Annotated in this window: 16 protein-coding genes; 12 read left to right on the top strand and 4 right to left on the bottom strand. The window is 43.1% G+C overall.

The window, feature by feature from the left end; genetic code table 11:
* The first annotated feature begins 135 nt into the window (after positions 1 to 135).
* On the top strand, positions 136 to 1728 hold the full coding sequence (gene gshA, locus DFP77_RS07725; RefSeq protein ID WP_114411711.1) for a glutamate--cysteine ligase: 1593 nt from the start codon (positions 136 to 138) through the stop codon (positions 1726 to 1728).
* A 160-nt stretch (positions 1729 to 1888) separates the two neighbouring features.
* Here gshA and yihA read toward each other — a convergent pair whose 3' ends face one another.
* Positions 1889 to 2533 carry a ribosome biogenesis GTP-binding protein YihA/YsxC gene (yihA, locus tag DFP77_RS07730; RefSeq protein WP_114411712.1) on the bottom strand — a complete coding sequence of 215 codons (645 nt, stop codon included), beginning with the start codon at positions 2531 to 2533 and terminating at the stop codon, positions 1889 to 1891.
* A 336-nt stretch (positions 2534 to 2869) separates the two neighbouring features.
* Here yihA and DFP77_RS07735 point away from each other — a divergent pair, with 336 nt between their 5' ends.
* The 8 genes from DFP77_RS07735 to tatC all read left to right on the top strand — a co-directional run bounded on the left by DFP77_RS07735 (position 2870) and on the right by tatC (position 9423).
* Positions 2870 to 3490, top strand: a complete 621-nt coding sequence (locus DFP77_RS07735) for a thiol:disulfide interchange protein DsbA/DsbL (RefSeq protein WP_114411713.1) — start codon at positions 2870 to 2872, stop codon at positions 3488 to 3490.
* A gap of 15 nt (positions 3491 to 3505) precedes the next feature.
* On the top strand, positions 3506 to 5032 hold the full coding sequence (locus DFP77_RS07740; RefSeq protein WP_114411714.1) for a GGDEF domain-containing protein: 1527 nt from the start codon (positions 3506 to 3508) through the stop codon (positions 5030 to 5032).
* A 158-nt stretch (positions 5033 to 5190) separates the two neighbouring features.
* Complete coding sequence (gene ubiE, locus DFP77_RS07745; protein ID WP_114411715.1) at positions 5191 to 5946, top strand: bifunctional demethylmenaquinone methyltransferase/2-methoxy-6-polyprenyl-1,4-benzoquinol methylase UbiE; 756 nt, start codon at positions 5191 to 5193, stop codon at positions 5944 to 5946.
* 2 nt (positions 5947 to 5948) lie between these two features.
* The gene (gene ubiB / locus DFP77_RS07750; RefSeq protein WP_114411716.1) at positions 5949 to 7592 is read left to right on the top strand and encodes a ubiquinone biosynthesis regulatory protein kinase UbiB; all 1644 of its coding nucleotides are present in this window, start codon (positions 5949 to 5951) and stop codon (positions 7590 to 7592) included.
* A gap of 16 nt (positions 7593 to 7608) precedes the next feature.
* Positions 7609 to 7941: a phosphoribosyl-ATP diphosphatase gene (locus tag DFP77_RS07755; RefSeq protein ID WP_114411717.1), complete on the top strand. Its 333-nt coding sequence runs from the start codon at positions 7609 to 7611 to the stop codon at positions 7939 to 7941.
* Between the two features lie 16 nt (positions 7942 to 7957).
* Positions 7958 to 8176, top strand: coding sequence for a Sec-independent protein translocase subunit TatA (tatA, locus tag DFP77_RS07760; RefSeq protein ID WP_114411718.1), 219 nt, complete (start codon positions 7958 to 7960; stop codon positions 8174 to 8176).
* Positions 8177 to 8179: 3 nt separating this feature from the next.
* The gene (tatB, locus tag DFP77_RS19785; RefSeq protein ID WP_239544411.1) at positions 8180 to 8578 is read left to right on the top strand and encodes a Sec-independent protein translocase protein TatB; all 399 of its coding nucleotides are present in this window, start codon (positions 8180 to 8182) and stop codon (positions 8576 to 8578) included.
* 71 nt (positions 8579 to 8649) lie between these two features.
* A complete protein-coding gene (gene tatC / locus DFP77_RS07770; RefSeq protein ID WP_114411719.1) occupies positions 8650 to 9423 on the top strand; it encodes a twin-arginine translocase subunit TatC in 774 nt (257 codons plus the stop codon).
* 42 nt (positions 9424 to 9465) lie between these two features.
* Here the strand turns inward: tatC and dtd are convergent, their stop codons facing one another.
* From dtd to thiI, 3 genes are all read right to left on the bottom strand, one after another.
* On the bottom strand, positions 9466 to 9900 hold the full coding sequence (gene dtd / locus DFP77_RS07775; protein WP_114411720.1) for a D-aminoacyl-tRNA deacylase: 435 nt from the start codon (positions 9898 to 9900) through the stop codon (positions 9466 to 9468).
* 144 nt (positions 9901 to 10044) lie between these two features.
* Positions 10045 to 11865 carry a translational GTPase TypA gene (gene typA, locus DFP77_RS07780; protein WP_114411721.1) on the bottom strand — a complete coding sequence of 607 codons (1821 nt, stop codon included), beginning with the start codon at positions 11863 to 11865 and terminating at the stop codon, positions 10045 to 10047.
* A gap of 248 nt (positions 11866 to 12113) precedes the next feature.
* Complete coding sequence (thiI, locus tag DFP77_RS07785; protein WP_114411781.1) at positions 12114 to 13565, bottom strand: tRNA uracil 4-sulfurtransferase ThiI; 1452 nt, start codon at positions 13563 to 13565, stop codon at positions 12114 to 12116.
* Positions 13566 to 13918: 353 nt separating this feature from the next.
* On the opposite strand from thiI, the gene glnA reads away from it, so the two are divergent.
* The 3 genes from glnA to ntrC all read left to right on the top strand — a co-directional run bounded on the left by glnA (position 13919) and on the right by ntrC (position 18071).
* Positions 13919 to 15325, top strand: a complete 1407-nt coding sequence (gene glnA / locus DFP77_RS07790) for a glutamate--ammonia ligase (RefSeq protein ID WP_114411722.1) — start codon at positions 13919 to 13921, stop codon at positions 15323 to 15325.
* Positions 15326 to 15555: 230 nt separating this feature from the next.
* A complete protein-coding gene (gene glnL, locus DFP77_RS07795; protein ID WP_114411782.1) occupies positions 15556 to 16641 on the top strand; it encodes a nitrogen regulation protein NR(II) in 1086 nt (361 codons plus the stop codon).
* Entirely contained in the window at positions 16638 to 18071 is a 1434-nt protein-coding gene (gene ntrC / locus DFP77_RS07800; protein ID WP_114411723.1) for a nitrogen regulation protein NR(I), read from the top strand. Before glnL ends, ntrC begins: the two co-directional genes overlap by 4 nt.
* Positions 18072 to 18197 lie beyond the last annotated feature (126 nt).

Genomic DNA, 18197 nt, shown 5'->3' on the forward strand with positions numbered 1-18197 from the left:
GACAGATTCATTATATATATGTTCTAGAAGTCAGCATTTTTTGTGCACAAGGCATCTGCTGCTTGCTGCGAATAAGCTCTGCCGAGTACAATCCTTAAAATTTAATTTTGCCTTATTTAATAGAAGGAAGACTTCTTGACCACCTTAACCGATGCCTTGCAAGCGCTGGCTGCACATTGCCAACAAGCTGCCACGACTTCTGCATTAACGTTTCATCGTGGTGTGGAGCGCGAAGCACTGCGAGTTGAACACTCTGAAGGCCGCATATCACACAAGCCTCATCCTAAAAGCTTAGGGTCGGCATTGACGCATAGCTCGATTACGACAGATTACTCTGAATCCTTGATGGAGTTTATTACTGGCGTTCACCCAAGCGTTGAAGGAGTTATTCAAGAGCTAGAAGACATTCATAATTTAGTAAACCACGAGCTCTTCAAGCAAGACGAATGTTTGTGGCCTGCTAGCATGCCTTGCTATTTAAATGGCAATGACGATGTCCCTATTGCGTATTATGGTGAATCCAACACAGGCAAGTTAAAGCGCGCTTATCGTGAGGGTTTATCCAATCGCTACGGTCGCATTATGCAATGTATTGCAGGCATGCATTATAACTTTTCCTTCGATAAGGATTTCTGGTCGTTTTTAGAGCATCACAAAGGCAAATCGAACCTATCTAACTCTGAGAAGCAAGCTTTTCAATCGGACAACTATTTTGCACTGATCCGTAACTTCCGCCGTAGCTCTTGGATGCTGTCTTTACTGTTTGGGGCTTCACCGGCGATCGATGAAAGCTTTTTACCTAAAAAGCCTGATAGCTTAAATGAACTTGAAGAAAATACTTGGTTCGGCCCAAAAGCCACATCACTTCGCATGAGCGACCTTGGTTATCAAAACAAGGCTCAAGCCGACTTATACGTGTGTTACAACGAAGTAGACACTTATATTAGCACTATCAAAAAAGCGCTGCGCACACCCTATCAGCGCTATCAAGATATTGGCGTAAAAGTTGACGGGCAATACCGACAACTGAACAGCAATCTGCTGCAGATTGAAAACGAGTATTACAGCGACATTCGCCCGAAACGCGTTACCCAACCAGGTGAACACCCAAGTGCAGCCTTGCACGCCAGAGGCGTCGAATATATTGAAGTTCGCATCATGGACTTGGATCCTAGTTCACCCATTGGCATGCAATCTTCAACCTTGTACTTCATTGATGTTTTCTTGCTCTATTGCATGTTACGTGGCGATGAGCATTTAGGCAGCGCAGAATGCAGTCAACTTCGTATTATGCAGCAAGAAATTGCATCTCATGGCCGTGACTTAGATATGGATTTCGATTTCGGTCAAGGTCCAACTAAGCTTCGTACCAAAGCAGAAGACATGCTGAACTCTCTAACAGAAGTCGCGAAATTTCTATCTAGTAAAACAGGCAACCCTGCTTATAAAAATGCAGTAGAAGTTCAACGAGAAAAATTAAGCGACGTATCTAAACTGCCGTCAGCTCAGCTGCTGGAACTCAGTAAAGCACAACAAGGCTATCAGAATGCCATGTTAGCATTATCGAAAGAGCAACAAGCCAAATGGATGTCTTGCCCTTTATCTGCTGAATTAACGAGTGAGTTTGCGCAAAAAGCAGAGCGCTCTTTACATGACCAAGCAGCCATAGAAGCAGCGGACGAAGTGGACTTTGATGCCTTTTTGGTTGACTACTTAACTCCGCAATAAAATACAGAAATCTACCTAACAGACATAAAAAAAGCCTCTAACAAGGCTTTTTTTATGTCTTAAAAGTACTAAACCCTTTTGGTGCTATGTCGTGGGCAAGATCAAGAAGAGTCTATTCTTAACTTGTTATTGGCCACAGCAGTCGAACAAGGGTTTTATATTATGCGTTTGGCGAAACAGGAATCTCTTCAAGATTTTCTAATACAAGCCATTCTGCCAACTTGGTACGTAGATCATCAACACCATCGCCATTCAAAGAAGAGAAGGTTTGGACTGAACCATCAACACCCAGTGTTTTTAGAACTTTCTGTACAGCCAACATAGTAGATTTAGCAGGACCACGCTTTAGCTTGTCAGATTTAGTTAATAGCACATGAACTTTCATACGATTGGATTTTGCCCAATCCAGCATCATTTCATCAAACTCTTTTAATGGATGACGGATATCCATCACTAAAACGACGCCCGCCAAAGAACGACGATTCATCAAGTAATCTTGCATGTGTGCTTGCCACACTTTTTTCATGGCAATCGGCACTTTTGCGAAACCATAACCTGGAAGGTCAATAAGACGACGATCATCAACATTCAGGCCAAAGCAGTTAATCAACTGAGTTCGACCAGGTGTTTTTGATGTACGTGCTAATTTTTTTTGATTCGTAAGGGTATTTAACGCAGTAGATTTACCAGCATTAGAGCGACCTGCAAATGCGACTTCGACACCTTGGTCTAAAGGACATTGGGAAAGTTTCTCTGCACTTTTAATAAAATGCGCGGATTGGAAAGTGGAGTCAAAAGGGGTCATAAGTTGATATTCGTCAGTAGATTCGGATTTGCATTCAGCGTTATTTCAATTGCTGTATATAATGCCAGCAATCAGTAGAAGATGCCATGTTAAACTCAGTAAGCAGCGGTAAACAAAGAAAATCTAGGTGAGCAACATTGATCGAATACAAGATTTTACAGGAAACACCTGAAAACTATCGATCAATACGCTTTAATGTTGTAAGTTTTATGTAAACTTACTGGAAAAGCAGAACCTTCGTTGGTTGAAATAATCGTATTCTATGTAATTCTATGCATGATATACACATACCCATTAAATATTAATACAACGATTAAATACGATCAGGAGCAACCCATGATAAAGCTGTTTTCAGCGCTAATACTTTCCTTATTTGTCTCACTCACCGCAAACGCAGCAGACTACAGTGATGGCAATGGCTACACCACAATTAAAACTCCCGTTCGTACTAGCGATCCCAGCAAAATCGAAGTTACTGAAATTTTTTGGTATGGCTGCCCACATTGTTACAAACTTGAGCCAATCGCTCAGGCTTGGAAAAAAAATGTTCCTAGCGATGTCGACTTTAAATTCCTACCGGCTGTTTTTGGCCGAGGCTGGTTAGCTCATGCTAAAGCCTTCTATGTCGCTGATTTACTTGGTATTGAAGATAAAGTTCGTGCAGATATCTTTAATGCTATCCATGTTGAACGTCGTAATCTAAACTCTGAAGATGCGTTGGCAAGTTTCTTTGCCAACTATGGAGTAAGCGAAGATGAGTTCCGCAAACAGTACAACTCTTTTGCGGTTAATAGCCGCCTAAGCCAAGCCGATGCGAAGATTCGCGCTTATGGTGCGCGTGGTGTTCCAGGGATAATTGTAAACGGTAAATATTTGGTTAGTGCCGAGACAGCAAACGGCAACGAGAATATTTTCAAAGTCGTTGATTTTCTTATAGAAAAAGAACGTCAAAAATAATTTTAATGAGGCGATATGACGGAATCATCAAGTGAAAAACTGATCGAAGTTTTGCGCAAGGCCGTTTCTAGAACCAGTATGTTGGCCGAAGGAAATGACCCTAAACTGGATTCCGTTGTACGCCAAATTCGTTTGGCAATCACCAAAGGCGCCAATGCCACTGAAATACAAGCAGTGCTCAATGACGCAGAACCTCTGCTTATTCAAAGTGATGAGGCTCAATTGGCTAGAGCAAAACAAGTCCGAAACTGTTTACAAGAACTGATCGACCTTCTTGAGCAACAAGAACAGAAAAACGTTCCGCAAAATGAAAAAAAACAACTAGAGGCCCAAATACGCATGCATTGGCAGGCGTCTTCACAATGGCCAGGACTATTAAAAGGCTTTCTATCCTTAGCCGAAAAGACCTTATCTCAAACTGATTCTAATAAGCCTAAAAGCTCATTTTTTAAGAGTTTCTTCAATTCTAAGACAGATACTGCCGTCTCAAAAAATGATCATGAAGTCATGGGAGAAATAAGCCATACTCTTGCTGGCTTAATGAATAACTTAATGCTTCCAAGCCATTACGATGATGATATTGCCGACCTTAAAAAAGCATTAGTAGGTAACAAAAACCTACAACAACTGCCCGCTCTGCTTGATGAAATCATCAACTTGATCATGGTCGCCATAGGGAAAACCCAAGAAAATTTAACGAACTATCTAAATCAGCTAAATAAACAACTTGCCAGTATCAATGATTCGATCAGTAACAGCTATAACTCTCAAAAGAATTTGTCTGAAAGCCGCGAAGGCTTTAATACAAGACTACAAATGCAAGTTACAGACACCTCTCAGGCCGTACAAGATGCCAGCGATTTAGACAGTCTGAAATCCCTTATCAACGAGAAAATGACAACGATTTCAAGCACCATGACTGAGTACCGTACTCAAATGCTGGAACAAGAAAAGCACGCTAATCAGTCTATTACTCAGCTTAAAAATAAAGTCACAAGAATGGAGAAAGACACCGCCTCATTGCGCTCTTTACTACAAGAAAAGCTTGCTCAAGCGATGACTGATTCATTGACAGACTTGCCCAATCGCACTGCGTATCAAGATGCCATTTTACCCCTTTGCAAAATCATGCAAAAAACACAAAAACCGATTTGTTTAGCGGTTTGTGATATTGACCATTTTAAAAAGGTCAATGACACTTGGGGGCATCTTGCTGGTGATAAAGTACTGCGCCTTGTTCCCAAGCAAATACGCAGCATCTTATTAAAACAAGACCACATATTTCGTTATGGTGGCGAAGAATTCGTTATCATTTTTCCAGAAGCAAACATTGAGCAAGCTATCCAGCGCGCTGAAGCGATACGCCTTGCCGTTGAAAAAACCCCTTTCAACATGCAAGGTGAGCCAGTATCGATTTCGGTATCAATAGGTGTGGCAGAACTTAAGCCACAAGAAGACCCAGAATCTTTATTTTCCCGTGCAGACAAACAGCTTTATCTGGCCAAAGAATCTGGTCGAAATCGTGTCATGGCACACAAATAGAAAGGACAAAGCAGTACCAGAGCCTTGCCGTCGGGGTTACAATAACCACATATACAATACAGCACTTTACCGAGTGACTATTTGCACACTATAGAAACGTAAGTAGGGCTGAAAACTAGATATAGGCGTGCGACGCCGCCATTAGGATGAAGTAGTTTATGCAAGACGATCAGAAAAAAACCACCGACTTTGGTTTTAAAGAAATCCCCACCGATGAAAAAGTACAAGCCGTCGCGCAAGTTTTCCATTCCGTAGCTGCAAAATACGACATTATGAACGATCTAATGTCTGGCGGCATTCACCGCCTATGGAAGCGTCACACCATCAGTCAATCAGGTGTTCGTGCAGGCAATTGTGTTCTAGACATTGCTGGCGGCACAGGAGATTTAACCCTTAAGTTTTCACGCCTAGTCGGTAGCCAAGGCCAAGTCATCCTAGCCGACATCAACGACTCAATGCTAAAAGTAGGCCGTGACAAGCTGGCAAACCAAGGCATTGTAGGCAATGTAAAATTTGTACAGGCGAATGCAGAAGCTCTCCCCTTCCCTGATGATACATTCGACTGTATCACCATTGCTTTTGGCTTGCGCAACGTAACAGACAAATCCAAAGCGCTAGCGTCTATGTATCGTGTATTAAAACCAGGCGGTCGTTTACTGGTATTGGAGTTTTCTAAACCTGAATCAGACCTTCTTTCACAAGTTTACGATCAGTATTCTTTCCGTCTCTTACCTGCGATGGGGAAACTAATTGCCAACGATGCTGACAGCTACCGCTATCTAGCCGAATCTATTCGTATGCACCCTGATCAAGAAACGCTAAAAGGCATGATGGAAGAGGTTGGTTTTGAACGAGCAAGCTACCAAAATTTAACTGGCGGCATTGTAGCGCTTCATAAAGGGTTTAAATTCTAATCATGTTAACCAGTGCTTTCCGTTTAATACGCATTCTATTTACGATTGTGCGCTTTCGCCTTGATGTGTTTATTCCCTTTGCTCTTTTGCCTTGGTATATCCGCTATACATTGGGGGCAGTTTGTTCAATCGGCCGCAAACGCGCTAGCAAAAATAAAGGTGAACGACTGCGCCTTGCGCTAGAGTCTCTTGGCCCTATATTCGTTAAATTCGGACAAATTCTTTCAACAAGACGAGACCTGCTTGACGACGACATCGCCGATGAACTGGTAAAGCTTCAAGATAAAGTACCTGCATTTCCAGGACATATTGCTCAAGCCATTGTTGAAAGAGATCTTAAAGCTCCCGTAGCCCAGCTTTTTGCCGAGTTCGATACTACTCCGCTTGCATCCGCATCTATTGCACAAGTACACACAGCAAAGCTACACAGCGGTGAAGAGGTTGTAGTAAAAGTTATTCGGCCAAAAATCGAAATAACCATTAGTAAAGATATAGGCCTACTTTATACATTAGCCCACCTTGTTGCCAATATGAGCGCCGACGGTAAACGCTTAAGACCCGTCGAAGTAGTGACCGATTATGAATACACCATTCTAGACGAACTTGATTTAGCCAAAGAAGCCGCTAACACAGGGCTACTACAGCGTAATTTCACTAACTCTGAATTGCTCTATGTACCTCAGGTTTATTGGGATTATAGCCACCGTAATGTCATGGTTATGGAGCGTATCTCAGGAATCCCTGTTGCAGACATTGCCGCTCTAAACAAAGCCAATGTAGATATGAAATGTTTGGCTGAACGCGGTGTCGAGATCTTCTTTACACAAGTTTTTTCTCACAGTTTTTTCCATGCAGATATGCATCCAGGTAACATATTCGTGGATGTGAGCAACCCGCAAAAACCTAAATACATTGCGATAGACTGCGCCATAATGGGCAGCCTAGATGATGCAGATAAAAACTACTTAGCACGTAATTTATTGGCATTTTTCCAGCGCGATTATCGTATGGTGGCGGAACTTCACGTGGAAAGTGGTTGGGTTCCAAAGGGCACTCCAGTGCATGCATTCGAATCAGCTATTCGTAGCGTTTGCGAACCAATGTTTGCCAAACCACTTAAAGACATCTCTTTTGGTCAAGTCCTTATCGGCTTATTTCAAACAGCGAGACGCTTTAATATGGAAGTGCAGCCGCAGTTGGTTTTGCTAGAAAAGACATTGCTGAATATCGAAGGATTAGGCCGTCAGCTTTATCCAGACTTAGACCTTTGGGTCACCGCGAAACCTTTCCTTGAACGCTGGATGCGCGAACAAATGGGGCCAAAACGGGTAATGGAAGAAGTTCGCAAGCAAGCCCCTCAATGGGCTGGCCAACTACCACAGATTCCAAACTTAGTTTTTACCGCATTATCACAAATGTCACATCAAGAAGAGCGTATGCAAGCGCAAACAGATGCCATCGCGCAACTAGGCAAGGAACTGAAAAGTAGCAGACAAGGCTTACCTTTCCGGCTACTTGGCGCATTAAGCATTGGGGCAGCTTGGTTTATTACCGATCCAGTATCTTTAAAGCATTTAGAAGTTGCCGATGTTACTAGCCTTGGGCTGTTTCTAGTTGGCCTATACTTACTTGTCTTAAAACCGTAACATGTGAGAGACTATAATGAAATCTGATGTATTGGCTGAATTAGCAGCCACTCTAGAAGAACGTAAAACCGCAGCAGCTGACTCATCTTATGTTGCCAGCCTACACGCAAAGGGATTAAATAAGATCCTAGAAAAAGTCGGCGAAGAAAGCATTGAAACCATAATAGCAGCGAAAGACGCTGTTATCTCGGGCGATAAGTCGGATTTAATTTATGAAACCGCAGACCTTTGGTTCCACACGCTTGTCATGTTATCTCACCTAGACATTGGCCCAGATGCTATTCTTGATGAGTTAGCTCGTCGTTTTAACTTATCTGGGCTTGACGAAAAAGCCAACAGAAGTAACTAAACAGCAGGAGTAATCTATGTTCGGTGGTATCAGTATTTGGCAATTATTAATTGTCTTGGCAATTTTAATACTCATTTTCGGCACGAAGAAATTGAAAAACCTAGGTTCTGATCTAGGCGGTGCAGTAAAAGGCTTTAAAGAAGCTGTCGACAAAGACAGTGACGAAGAAAAAGAGAAAGACGCACAGCATAAAGTTATCGATGCTGACACAAAAAAAGACGATAAGAGCGCCTAAACTGTGTTCGATATTGGCTTTTCAGAACTTCTTGTTGTCTTTGTTGTAGGTCTGCTTATTCTTGGGCCTGAACGCTTGCCCCACGCTGCAAAAACAGCGGGGCTTTGGGTTCGTAAAATCCGCCGCAGCATAGGTTCAGTGCAGAGAGAAATTAATGCACAGTTGGACCATGAAGAACTGCAGCAAAAAATTACCGAAACCAATCAACGCCTATTAAAAGAAGGCCAAGCCATTCAAAACACCATCACACCTTATCCAGAAGAATATAAGGCGAAAAACGACGCAGTGCCTGAAACAGAGATGCAGCCCCTCAAAGCAACACCAGAAGCGGCAAGCGATCCTACAGAGCAAGGAAAAGCAGACCAAAAAGACATTGCAGCGGATACGACAAACCAACGTTAGTGACATCCTTATCATTGTAAGTTGGATAACTTCTTCATACCTTTCACATTACGGCGGATATAAGACGCATTATGAGCACTGATTCTTCAAATCAAGCCCCATTGGTTGCTCACCTGATTGAGCTGAGAAACCGTTTATTAAAATGCGTTGTTGCTATTCTGGTTCTTTTTGTTGGCTTATATGCGTTTGCTAACGACTTGTACTTGATCGTATCCGAGCCTTTGCGTTTATTATTGCCTGCTGGCAGCTCACTCATTGCTACCGAAGTCGCATCACCGTTTCTGGCTCCACTCAAGCTAACGTTTGCAGTGTCTGTTTTGATCTCTGTTCCATACACGCTATTTCAAGCATGGTCTTTCATCGCACCAGCGCTGTATAAGAACGAAAAACAAATTGCCATTCCCTTGCTCATTTCCAGTATTTTTCTGTTTTATGCTGGGGTTTTGTTTGCTTACTTTGTCGTTTTACCACTCATTTTTGGCTTTTTTACCACGGTAGGGCCTGGCGAAGTCACCGTAATGACAGATATTAATAACTACCTAAATTTTGTTTTGAAGTTGTTTTTTGCTTTTGGTGTTACCTTTGAAATCCCTGTCGCCACGTATCTACTAATTAAAGCTGGCGTCACCACAGTGGCGACACTATCAAAAAAACGCCCTTATATTTTCTTGGGTTGCTTTGTCGTTGGGATGCTAATCACCCCACCAGATATTTTTTCACAGACCTTACTTGCGATCCCTATGTGGATGCTCTTTGAACTGGGCCTGATTGCTGGGCGCACGGTAAAAGTCGTCGTCGATGGGAGTGAAGAAAATGAAGAAGAGGCAACGGATAGAGCGAGCTAAGAGACTCATCATTATTACGAAACGCTGAGTCATCTGCTATTTTCAATTTAACATAAATGTCACAGGACCATCGTTGGTAAAAGACACCTTCATATCAGCCCCAAAGCGCCCTGTTTCAACTTTATCGTACTGAGCGCGCACTTGATTAACAAAATCGTTAAATAGCCTCTCACCCTCTGTAGGAACCGCTGCAGTAGAAAACCCAGGCCGAAGGCCTTTCTTAGTTTCTGCCGCCAAGGTAAATTGCGACACCAGCAAAACACCGCCACCTACCTGCTGAACATTAAGGTTCATTTTGCCATCTTGATCGCTAAACATGCGGTACTTTAATAGCTTGTCAGCTAGACGCTGGGTATCAGCTTCTGTGTCGCCTTTTTCGATACCCACCAGCACTAATTGCCCGTGATCAATTTCACCTATCGTTTCCCCATCTACGACCACACTGGCACCCAATGCCCGCTGCACTAATACCTTCATGGCTTACCTCTTTTTTCTCTATCTACCGGAACCTATCACTTTAACAAAGCCCAGATAAAACAAAAGCGCCCGAAGGCGCTTCTGTCGCTCACGAATTCATTTGCATGAATTCATTTGCTGCTGCTCTTTATAGAATAGCGAGTATTACTTACGACCAGCGCGTTTACGCTCGTTTTCAGTCAATAATTTCTTACGAACACGGATGCTTTCTGGTGTTACTTCTACCAATTCATCGTCTTCGATAAACTCAAGCGCTTGCTCAAGAGTGTGGCGAATCGGTGGAGTCAACGTCAATGCTTCATCAGTACCAGAGGCACGCATGTTAGTTAACGCCTTACCTTTAACTGGGTTAACCGTTAAATCATTATCGCGTGAGTGAATGCCGATAACCTGACCTTCGTATACTTCAACCGCGTGACCCAAGAACAAACGACCACGGCTTTGTAGGTTAAACAAAGCGAACGCTGCTGTTTTACCAGTAACCATACTGATCAATACACCGTTCTGACGACTACCAACATCACCATCTTTTACTGGACCGTAATGATCAAATACGCTGGTCATGATACCAGAGCCAGATGTCAATGTTAGGAACAAGCCACGGAAGCCAATCAAACCACGAGAAGGCGTCATGAATTCTAGACGAACACGACCCTTGCCATCTGGTTCCATGTTAGTTAACTCAGCTTTACGCAAGCCAAGCTCTTCCATGATAGAACCTTGGTGTTGCTCTTCAACGTCGATAACGACTAACTCAAATGGTTCTTGAATTTTTCCGTCAACAAGCTTTTGAACCACTTCAGGACGAGAAACCCCCATCTCAAAGCCTTCGCGACGCATGCTTTCAATCAATACAGAAAGATGAAGCTCACCACGACCAGATACGATAAATTTATCTGGCGTTTCGCCTTGACGAACACGTAAGGCTACGTTGTGGATAAGCTCTCGATCAAGACGATCAGAGATATTACGAGTCGTAATATATTTACCTTCTTTACCAGCGAACGGGGAGTCATTCACCATGAAGGTCATGCTTACTGTTGGTTCATCTACAGATAATGCAGGAAGCGCTTCAACACACTCAGGATTACATAATGTGTCAGAAATACTTAGACCATCGATACCTGTGATACAAACAATATCTCCAGCAGAGGCTTGGTTTGTATCAACACGAGCTAGACCGTGGTAGCCCTTCACGTTTAGGACTTTACCTTTACGCTCTTTGCCATCTGCCGATTTAACAATCACTTGTTGGTTTGGAGACAACAAGCCACGAGTAATACGACCAATACCGATAACACCAACATATGCATCGTAATCCAATGCAGAAACCTGCATTTGGAACATACCCTCTGGATCAACATCAGGCACAGGCACGCTGTCGACGATCATTTGGTAAAGAGGCGTCATGTCTTCCGCCATATTTTCTGGATCATCACCAGAAATACCATTGATTGCAGACGCATAGATAACAGGGAAATCTAATTGCTCTTCTGTTGCACCAAGGCTGTCGAACAAATCAAAAACCTGATCCATAACCCAATCAGGACGAGCACCTGGGCGGTCAATTTTGTTGATAACAACGATCGGACGAAGACCACGCTCAAATGCTTTTGATGTTACGAAGCGAGTTTGTGGCATTGGACCATCAACGGCGTCAACTAACAAAAGTACAGAGTCAACCATAGACAATACACGCTCAACCTCACCACCGAAGTCGGCGTGTCCAGGTGTATCAACGATATTAATACGGTAGTCGTGCCACATAATTGACGTGTTTTTCGCCAAAATTGTGATGCCACGCTCTTTCTCTTGATCGTTCGAATCCATGATTCGCTCAGAACCTAGGTCCTTACGATCAAGTGTTCCAGATTGGCTTAGTAGCTGGTCAACCAAGGTAGTTTTACCATGGTCAACGTGGGCAATAATAGCTACATTACGTAACTTATTGATATCATTAGACATTTATAGTTCTCTGCATTTAGCGTGAGCAAAAAGATATACCGCCGCTTGATACGGGCAGGCATGCTCTTCAAGCGTCTAGGATCTTGGTGCGGGGTAAAATTCGCGCAATTGTACCCTTATATTGATCAATATCCCATTAAAGTGACAAAAAAAGTCCACAAAAAATACTTCAATAGGGTAAAAAGCGCATTCGAATAAAAACGATAACATTCATATACTACAAAAATGCTACCGTTTTTTAGTACTTATTACGGTAGGTAAACACCTACATTTTCATGTCCTTTTCCTAATAAAAAAGAAGCATGCATACGACTCATGACACCTTTACCGCAATATAATAAATGCGTCACATCTTTATCTAAATCAGCCCAATTCGTTTCTAGCGAAAAAAACGGAATCACTTTGACTGGACGTCCACTCACCTTTAACGGTCGGTTGCTTGCTTCATCGGGATGACGAATATCAATAATCACTTCATCACCAACCGGCATGCGCACAACAGGCACTTCACCTTGATATTGCTTAGACACATCATCCATCACATTTTGAATAGACATAATCTGTGCATTCTCAATGGCGCTTTCTAGTACAGCAAAATCAAAATTGGACTCTTGCTTCTCTACACGGTGCATTTTAGCTCGCGTCGTTGGTTTCACCGAAATAACGCCACAAAATTCAGGCATACTTGCAGCAAAAGGCGCAGTACCTATTTCGATGGCCTTATCTATAATGACCTGTTTATTTGTGGTAATCAAAGGACGAAGCACCAACTCTTCTGTCACTTGGTCAATTACTTTTAAATTCATTAGAGTCTGGCTAGATACTTGGGCAACGCTCTCGCCCGTCACCAAAGCCTTCGCCCCCACTTCAGGCATTAACTGAGACGCTGCTCGTAACATCATGCGCTTAAGAATCACGCCCATTTCGGCGTTATCGACTTTCGTAAGAATCTCTCCAACAACGGCTTCGAAAGGCACAGTAATAAACTTCACATTCAGCGTTGAGCCATATTTTTCCCATAGGAAATTAGACACTTGCTTTACACCAATCTCGTGAGCATCGCCGCCAAGGTTAAAAAAGCAAAAGTGTGTTTTTAAGCCTCGGCTCATGGTGAGGTAAGAACTAACTGTCGAATCATAACCGCCAGACATCAAAGACAGTACACAGTCCTGCGAACCTAATGGGTAACCACCAAGACCTTCTACACGTTGCTCAATCATCCACACTCTGTTATCGCGAATATCGATAGGCACCAATACTTCAGGATTCTTTAACCGCACAGCCAAAGCACCACAACGTGCTTTAAGACAACCACCAATATGGCGCTCAGCGTCCACCGACGTGAAGTCATGATGACCTACTCGTTTAACTCGAACAGCAAACACAGCATCTTTGATAACATCACCATAAGAAACTATGGCTTGCTCAACAATGTCATCTAGATCAACTAAAGGGAATTCACGTACGAATTGAAAGTGTGCGATACCAGCAATGTTCGATAGCGCTTCGGTAAACTCTTCCCGTAATTCATCCTTATCAGAAAACACTTCGATGAAGTCCCAGTTACCAGATACGACGACGTCAGCATCATGCTTTTTTAGAACCAACTTAACATTGTGTCGAAGCTGCTTAATAAAAGCTTTTCGAACAGGACGACTTTTAATAGTGATTTCTGCAAAGAACTTAACAATAAATTTCATAGGGATTGTGGTTTTTACCGGATATTTATAAAGGCGCACAGTATAAAGAAAAGACATTCGATACGAAAACGCTAAATTCGCACCAAAACAACACAAAACACAAAAAATCGCACCACAAAAGTGCAATTACAGTTTTTATCGCCCTCTCCATGAGCCACAAATAAGTGCAATTTATAAGTGAGAACGTCTATCTATTTGTAAAATATAGAGTTATTGCCTCGCACAAATTTCTGGCACAAGTTGTGCTTAATTCAATTTGATAAATAACTCGACAAACGGTGCTTTGTATTAAATATTAGAGCACCTTTTACAACGAAAAATAATTTCGCTTTAACTACGACTGGAGAACAACTATGTCAAACAAGACCCTTGCCTTGATTGCTGAGCACGACGCGAAGTGGGTTGACCTTCGCTTTACCGATTTTAAAGGTAAAGAACAACACGTATCTATTCCAGCTATTACGGTAGATGAAGAGTTTTTTGAAAACGGTCAGATGTTTGATGGATCATCAATCGCTGGTTGGAAAGGCATCAACGAATCCGACATGATCATGATGCCTCAGGACGATACTGCAATTATCGATCCTTTTACAGAAGAAGCGACTGTTATTGTTCGTTGTAACATCATCGAACCTTCTACTATGCAAGGCTATGACCGTGACCCACGTTCTGTTGCTCTTCGCGCTGAAGAATTCCTTAAATCAACAGGTCTTGGCGACACAGCATTCTTTGGTCCAGAACCAGAATTCTTTATCTTTGATGATGTTCGCTGGAAAACAGACATGTCTGGCAGCACAGTAGAAATCAACTCTGAAGAAGCGGCTTGGTCTTCTAACAAGAAGATTGAAGGCGGAAACATGGGTCACCGTCCTTTCGTTAAAGGCGGCTACTTCCCAGTACCACCAGTTGATTCTCACCATGACCTACGTGGCGCTATGTGTGGTGCTATGGAAACAATGGGCTTAGTTATCGAAGTTCATCACCACGAAGTAGCGACTGCTGGCCAGAACGAAATCGGTGTAAAATTCAACACTCTAGTTAAGAAAGCCGACGAAGTTCAAATTCTTAAGTACTGCGTACACAACGTAGCTCACGCTTACGGCAAAACAGCGACTTTCATGCCTAAACCAATCGTTGGTGACAACGGTTCTGGTATGCACGTTCACCAATCTTTCTGGAAAGATGGTACTAACCAATTCGCTGGTGACCAATACGCCGGCCTATCTGAAATGGCGCTTTACTACATTGGTGGTATCATCAAGCACGCTAAGGCATTGAACGCGTTCACTAACGCTTCAACTAACTCTTACAAGCGTCTTGTTCCTGGTTTCGAAGCTCCTGTGATGCTTGCATACTCTGCACGTAACCGTTCTGCTTCTATCCGTATTCCATACGTTGCAAGCCCTAAAGGCAAACGTATTGAAGCTCGTTTCCCTGATCCAACCGCTAACCCATACCTAGCGTTTGCAGCTATGTTGATGGCTGGTATCGACGGTATCAAAAACAAGATTCACCCTGGCGATGCAGCAGATAAAGATTTGTATGACCTTCCGGCTGAGGAAGCCTTAGCAATTCCACAGGTTGCTGGCAGCCTAGAAGAAGCGCTTAAGTGCCTAGACGAAGATCGTGCTTTCTTGACTCAAGGCGGTGTATTCTCTGATGGTATGATCGATGCTTACATTGATCTTAAATCTGGCGAAGCACAGCGCGTAGCAATGACAACTCACCCACTTGAGTTCGAACTTTACTACAGCGTTTAATCGCTACAGCACTTAATAAAATATGAAAGGCCCTGATACAAATCAGGGCTTTTTTTTGCCCTAAAAAAATCCTCCCAGCCATTGCGCACAATTATAGTGCATAATGTTTTTATCCCCATGACAATACCCTTAATAAACAAGCCATTCAAAGCTGCCCAATGTTGGTTCGCTTTTTGCAACTGTATTGAAAGAAAGTCATGAAAGCAGGAGTCAACAGAGAGGCGCTGTCTGTGTATAGTTTACTAATCGACCATTTATCCACTGCTGTTGTTCAATTAAACGATCAACTTCAAATTGAGTATTTAAACCCTGCTGCCGAAATGTTGTTAGCTGTTAGCCGTCGTCGAATCTATGGCAACGACATCGGCGTTGCATTTAGGGAAAGCGAAGAAAGCATTCAAGCTTTGTACTCCGCTATTGAATCTGGCCATCCATTCACAAAACGTGAAGCTGAAATTGAATGTAGCAATAACAAAAAGCTTTTCTGCGATTACACTGTCACCCCCGTTATGGGCACGACCAATAACACAGAAAGCCTCATTATAGAGCTGTACCCTCGCGATCGAATGAAGCGGATTTCGCAAGAAGACGAAATCATCGCTAACCATGAAAGCAGTAAAGAGCTGGTTCGTGGCCTAGCTCATGAAATTAAAAACCCGTTGGGTGGTATTCGTGGTGCAGCTCAGCTGATTAGCCGCGCCTTTACCGATGAAGCACTAAACGACTACACGCAAGTCATTATTGAAGAATCAGATCGCTTACGAGATCTAGTCGATCGTCTATTAGGCCCAAGACAATTACCAAAAAATAAATCTCTCAACATTCACAAAGTGATTGAGCGAGTTAGACAACTTATTTCGGTTGAAACCGAGAACCAAATTAAAGTAATCAGAGACTACGACCCCAGTATTCCAGACTTAATCGGGGACGAATCACAGCTAATACAAGCGCTTCTAAATATCACCCGAAACGCGATGCAAGCGCTAATGGAAGATCAAGGCAATCATCACAAGACTATTCATATGGTAACGCGCGCTTTGCGACAATTCACCATCGGCTCAAAGCGCCATCGCTTAGTCTGCAAAATCAGCATCATCGATAATGGTCCAGGTATACCTGAACACATTTTGAAGACTCTTTTTTATCCCATGGTCAGCGGTAGAGCAGATGGTACAGGCTTAGGCTTATCTATCGCACAGTCAGTGATTCACCAGCATCATGGAATTATTGAATGCAACAGTTACCCACAGAAAACCGAATTTAATATATTAATTCCCATTGAGACGACAGTCCAAGAACAGGAGAAACACTCATGACACCAGAAGAAACCGTATGGATTGTTGACGACGATCGCTCTATTCGCTGGGTTTTAGAGAAGACATTAGAACAAGAAGGAATCCAATGTCGCTTGTTTGATTCTGCCGAAAACCTAGTCAACCTTATTGATAAAGAACAACCAAGCGCCATTATCAGTGACATTCGAATGCCTGGCATGGACGGCTTAGCGTTGCTTGAAAAGCTACAGAAAGATCACCCCTATTTACCTGTTATTATCATGACAGCACACTCAGATTTAGAAAGTGCAGTAGCCTCTTACCAAGGTGGTGCGTTTGAGTACCTACCTAAACCCTTCGATGTCGAAGAAGCCGTTAGCCTTGTAAAGCGCGCCATGCTTCACCACCGCAATGCACGACCAAGCACTGACGATATGGAAGCCGAAGAAGAGCCACAAGTAGACAAAGAAATTATTGGTGAAGCTCCAGCCATGCAGGAGGTTTTCCGTGCTATTGGTCGACTTGCCAATTCTAATATTACCGTACTGATCAATGGTGAATCCGGTACAGGTAAAGAGCTAGTAGCCCAAGCCCTACACACCCACAGCCCTCGTGCAGCAAACCCTTTTATCGCTTTAAACATGGCCGCAATTCCACACGACTTAATTGAGTCTGAGTTATTTGGCCATGAAAAAGGTGCCTTTACCGGTGCCAATACACAGCGCCGAGGCCGTTTCGAACAAGCCAATGGCGGAACTCTATTTCTAGATGAAATTGGCGATATGCCAGCTGAGACACAAACACGCCTATTACGTGTTTTAGCGGACGGAGAATTCTATCGAGTGGGTGGACATACCCCAGTGAAAGTCGATGTTCGCATAATTGCAGCAACCCACCAAAACTTAGAAAACTTGGTGCAAAAAGGTTCGTTCCGTGAAGATTTATTTCACCGCCTAAACGTCATCCGTATTCACTTACCTAAGCTGGCAGAGCGTCGTGAAGACATTCCAAAGCTTGCTCGCCACTTCTTGAGCCGCGCAGCTGAAGAACTTGCCGTTGAGCCTAAACTGCTTACCAAAGAAACAGAGAACTATCTGACTCAACTAGATTGGCCTGGTAATGTCAGACAACTAGAAAATACCTGCCGCTGGTTAATTGTTATGGCATCGGGACGTGAAGTTCTAGTGGAAGACTTACCACCTGAGTTATTAGCGGCAATTCCGCACGAGCAGCCTTTTGCATCATGGGAAGAAGCGCTGAAAAATTGGGTAGACAGCACGCTAGCGACAGGCCAGAAAGGCATCCTTGATCAAGCCGTACCAAAATTTGAACGCATTATGATAGAAACGGCGCTTGCTCACACTGGCGGACGTCGCCGTGATGCTTCTCTTCTTCTTGGCTGGGGACGTAATACACTAACCAGAAAAATCAAAGAATTGAACATTGATCATGCTGAACAAGATGAGGATTAATCAGACCTCATAGAGAAAAGAGTGATGCAGGCATCATGAATTAGTATTTGCCTGCATTATCTCAGCTTTATGCTGTTTTAGACTTGCTTTTACAGACACAATCCCCTACTAATTAAAGACGACTAA

It is taken from the genome of Marinomonas foliarum, from assembly GCF_003337275.1.
GTDB classification, from domain to species: domain Bacteria; phylum Pseudomonadota; class Gammaproteobacteria; order Pseudomonadales; family Marinomonadaceae; genus Marinomonas; species Marinomonas foliarum.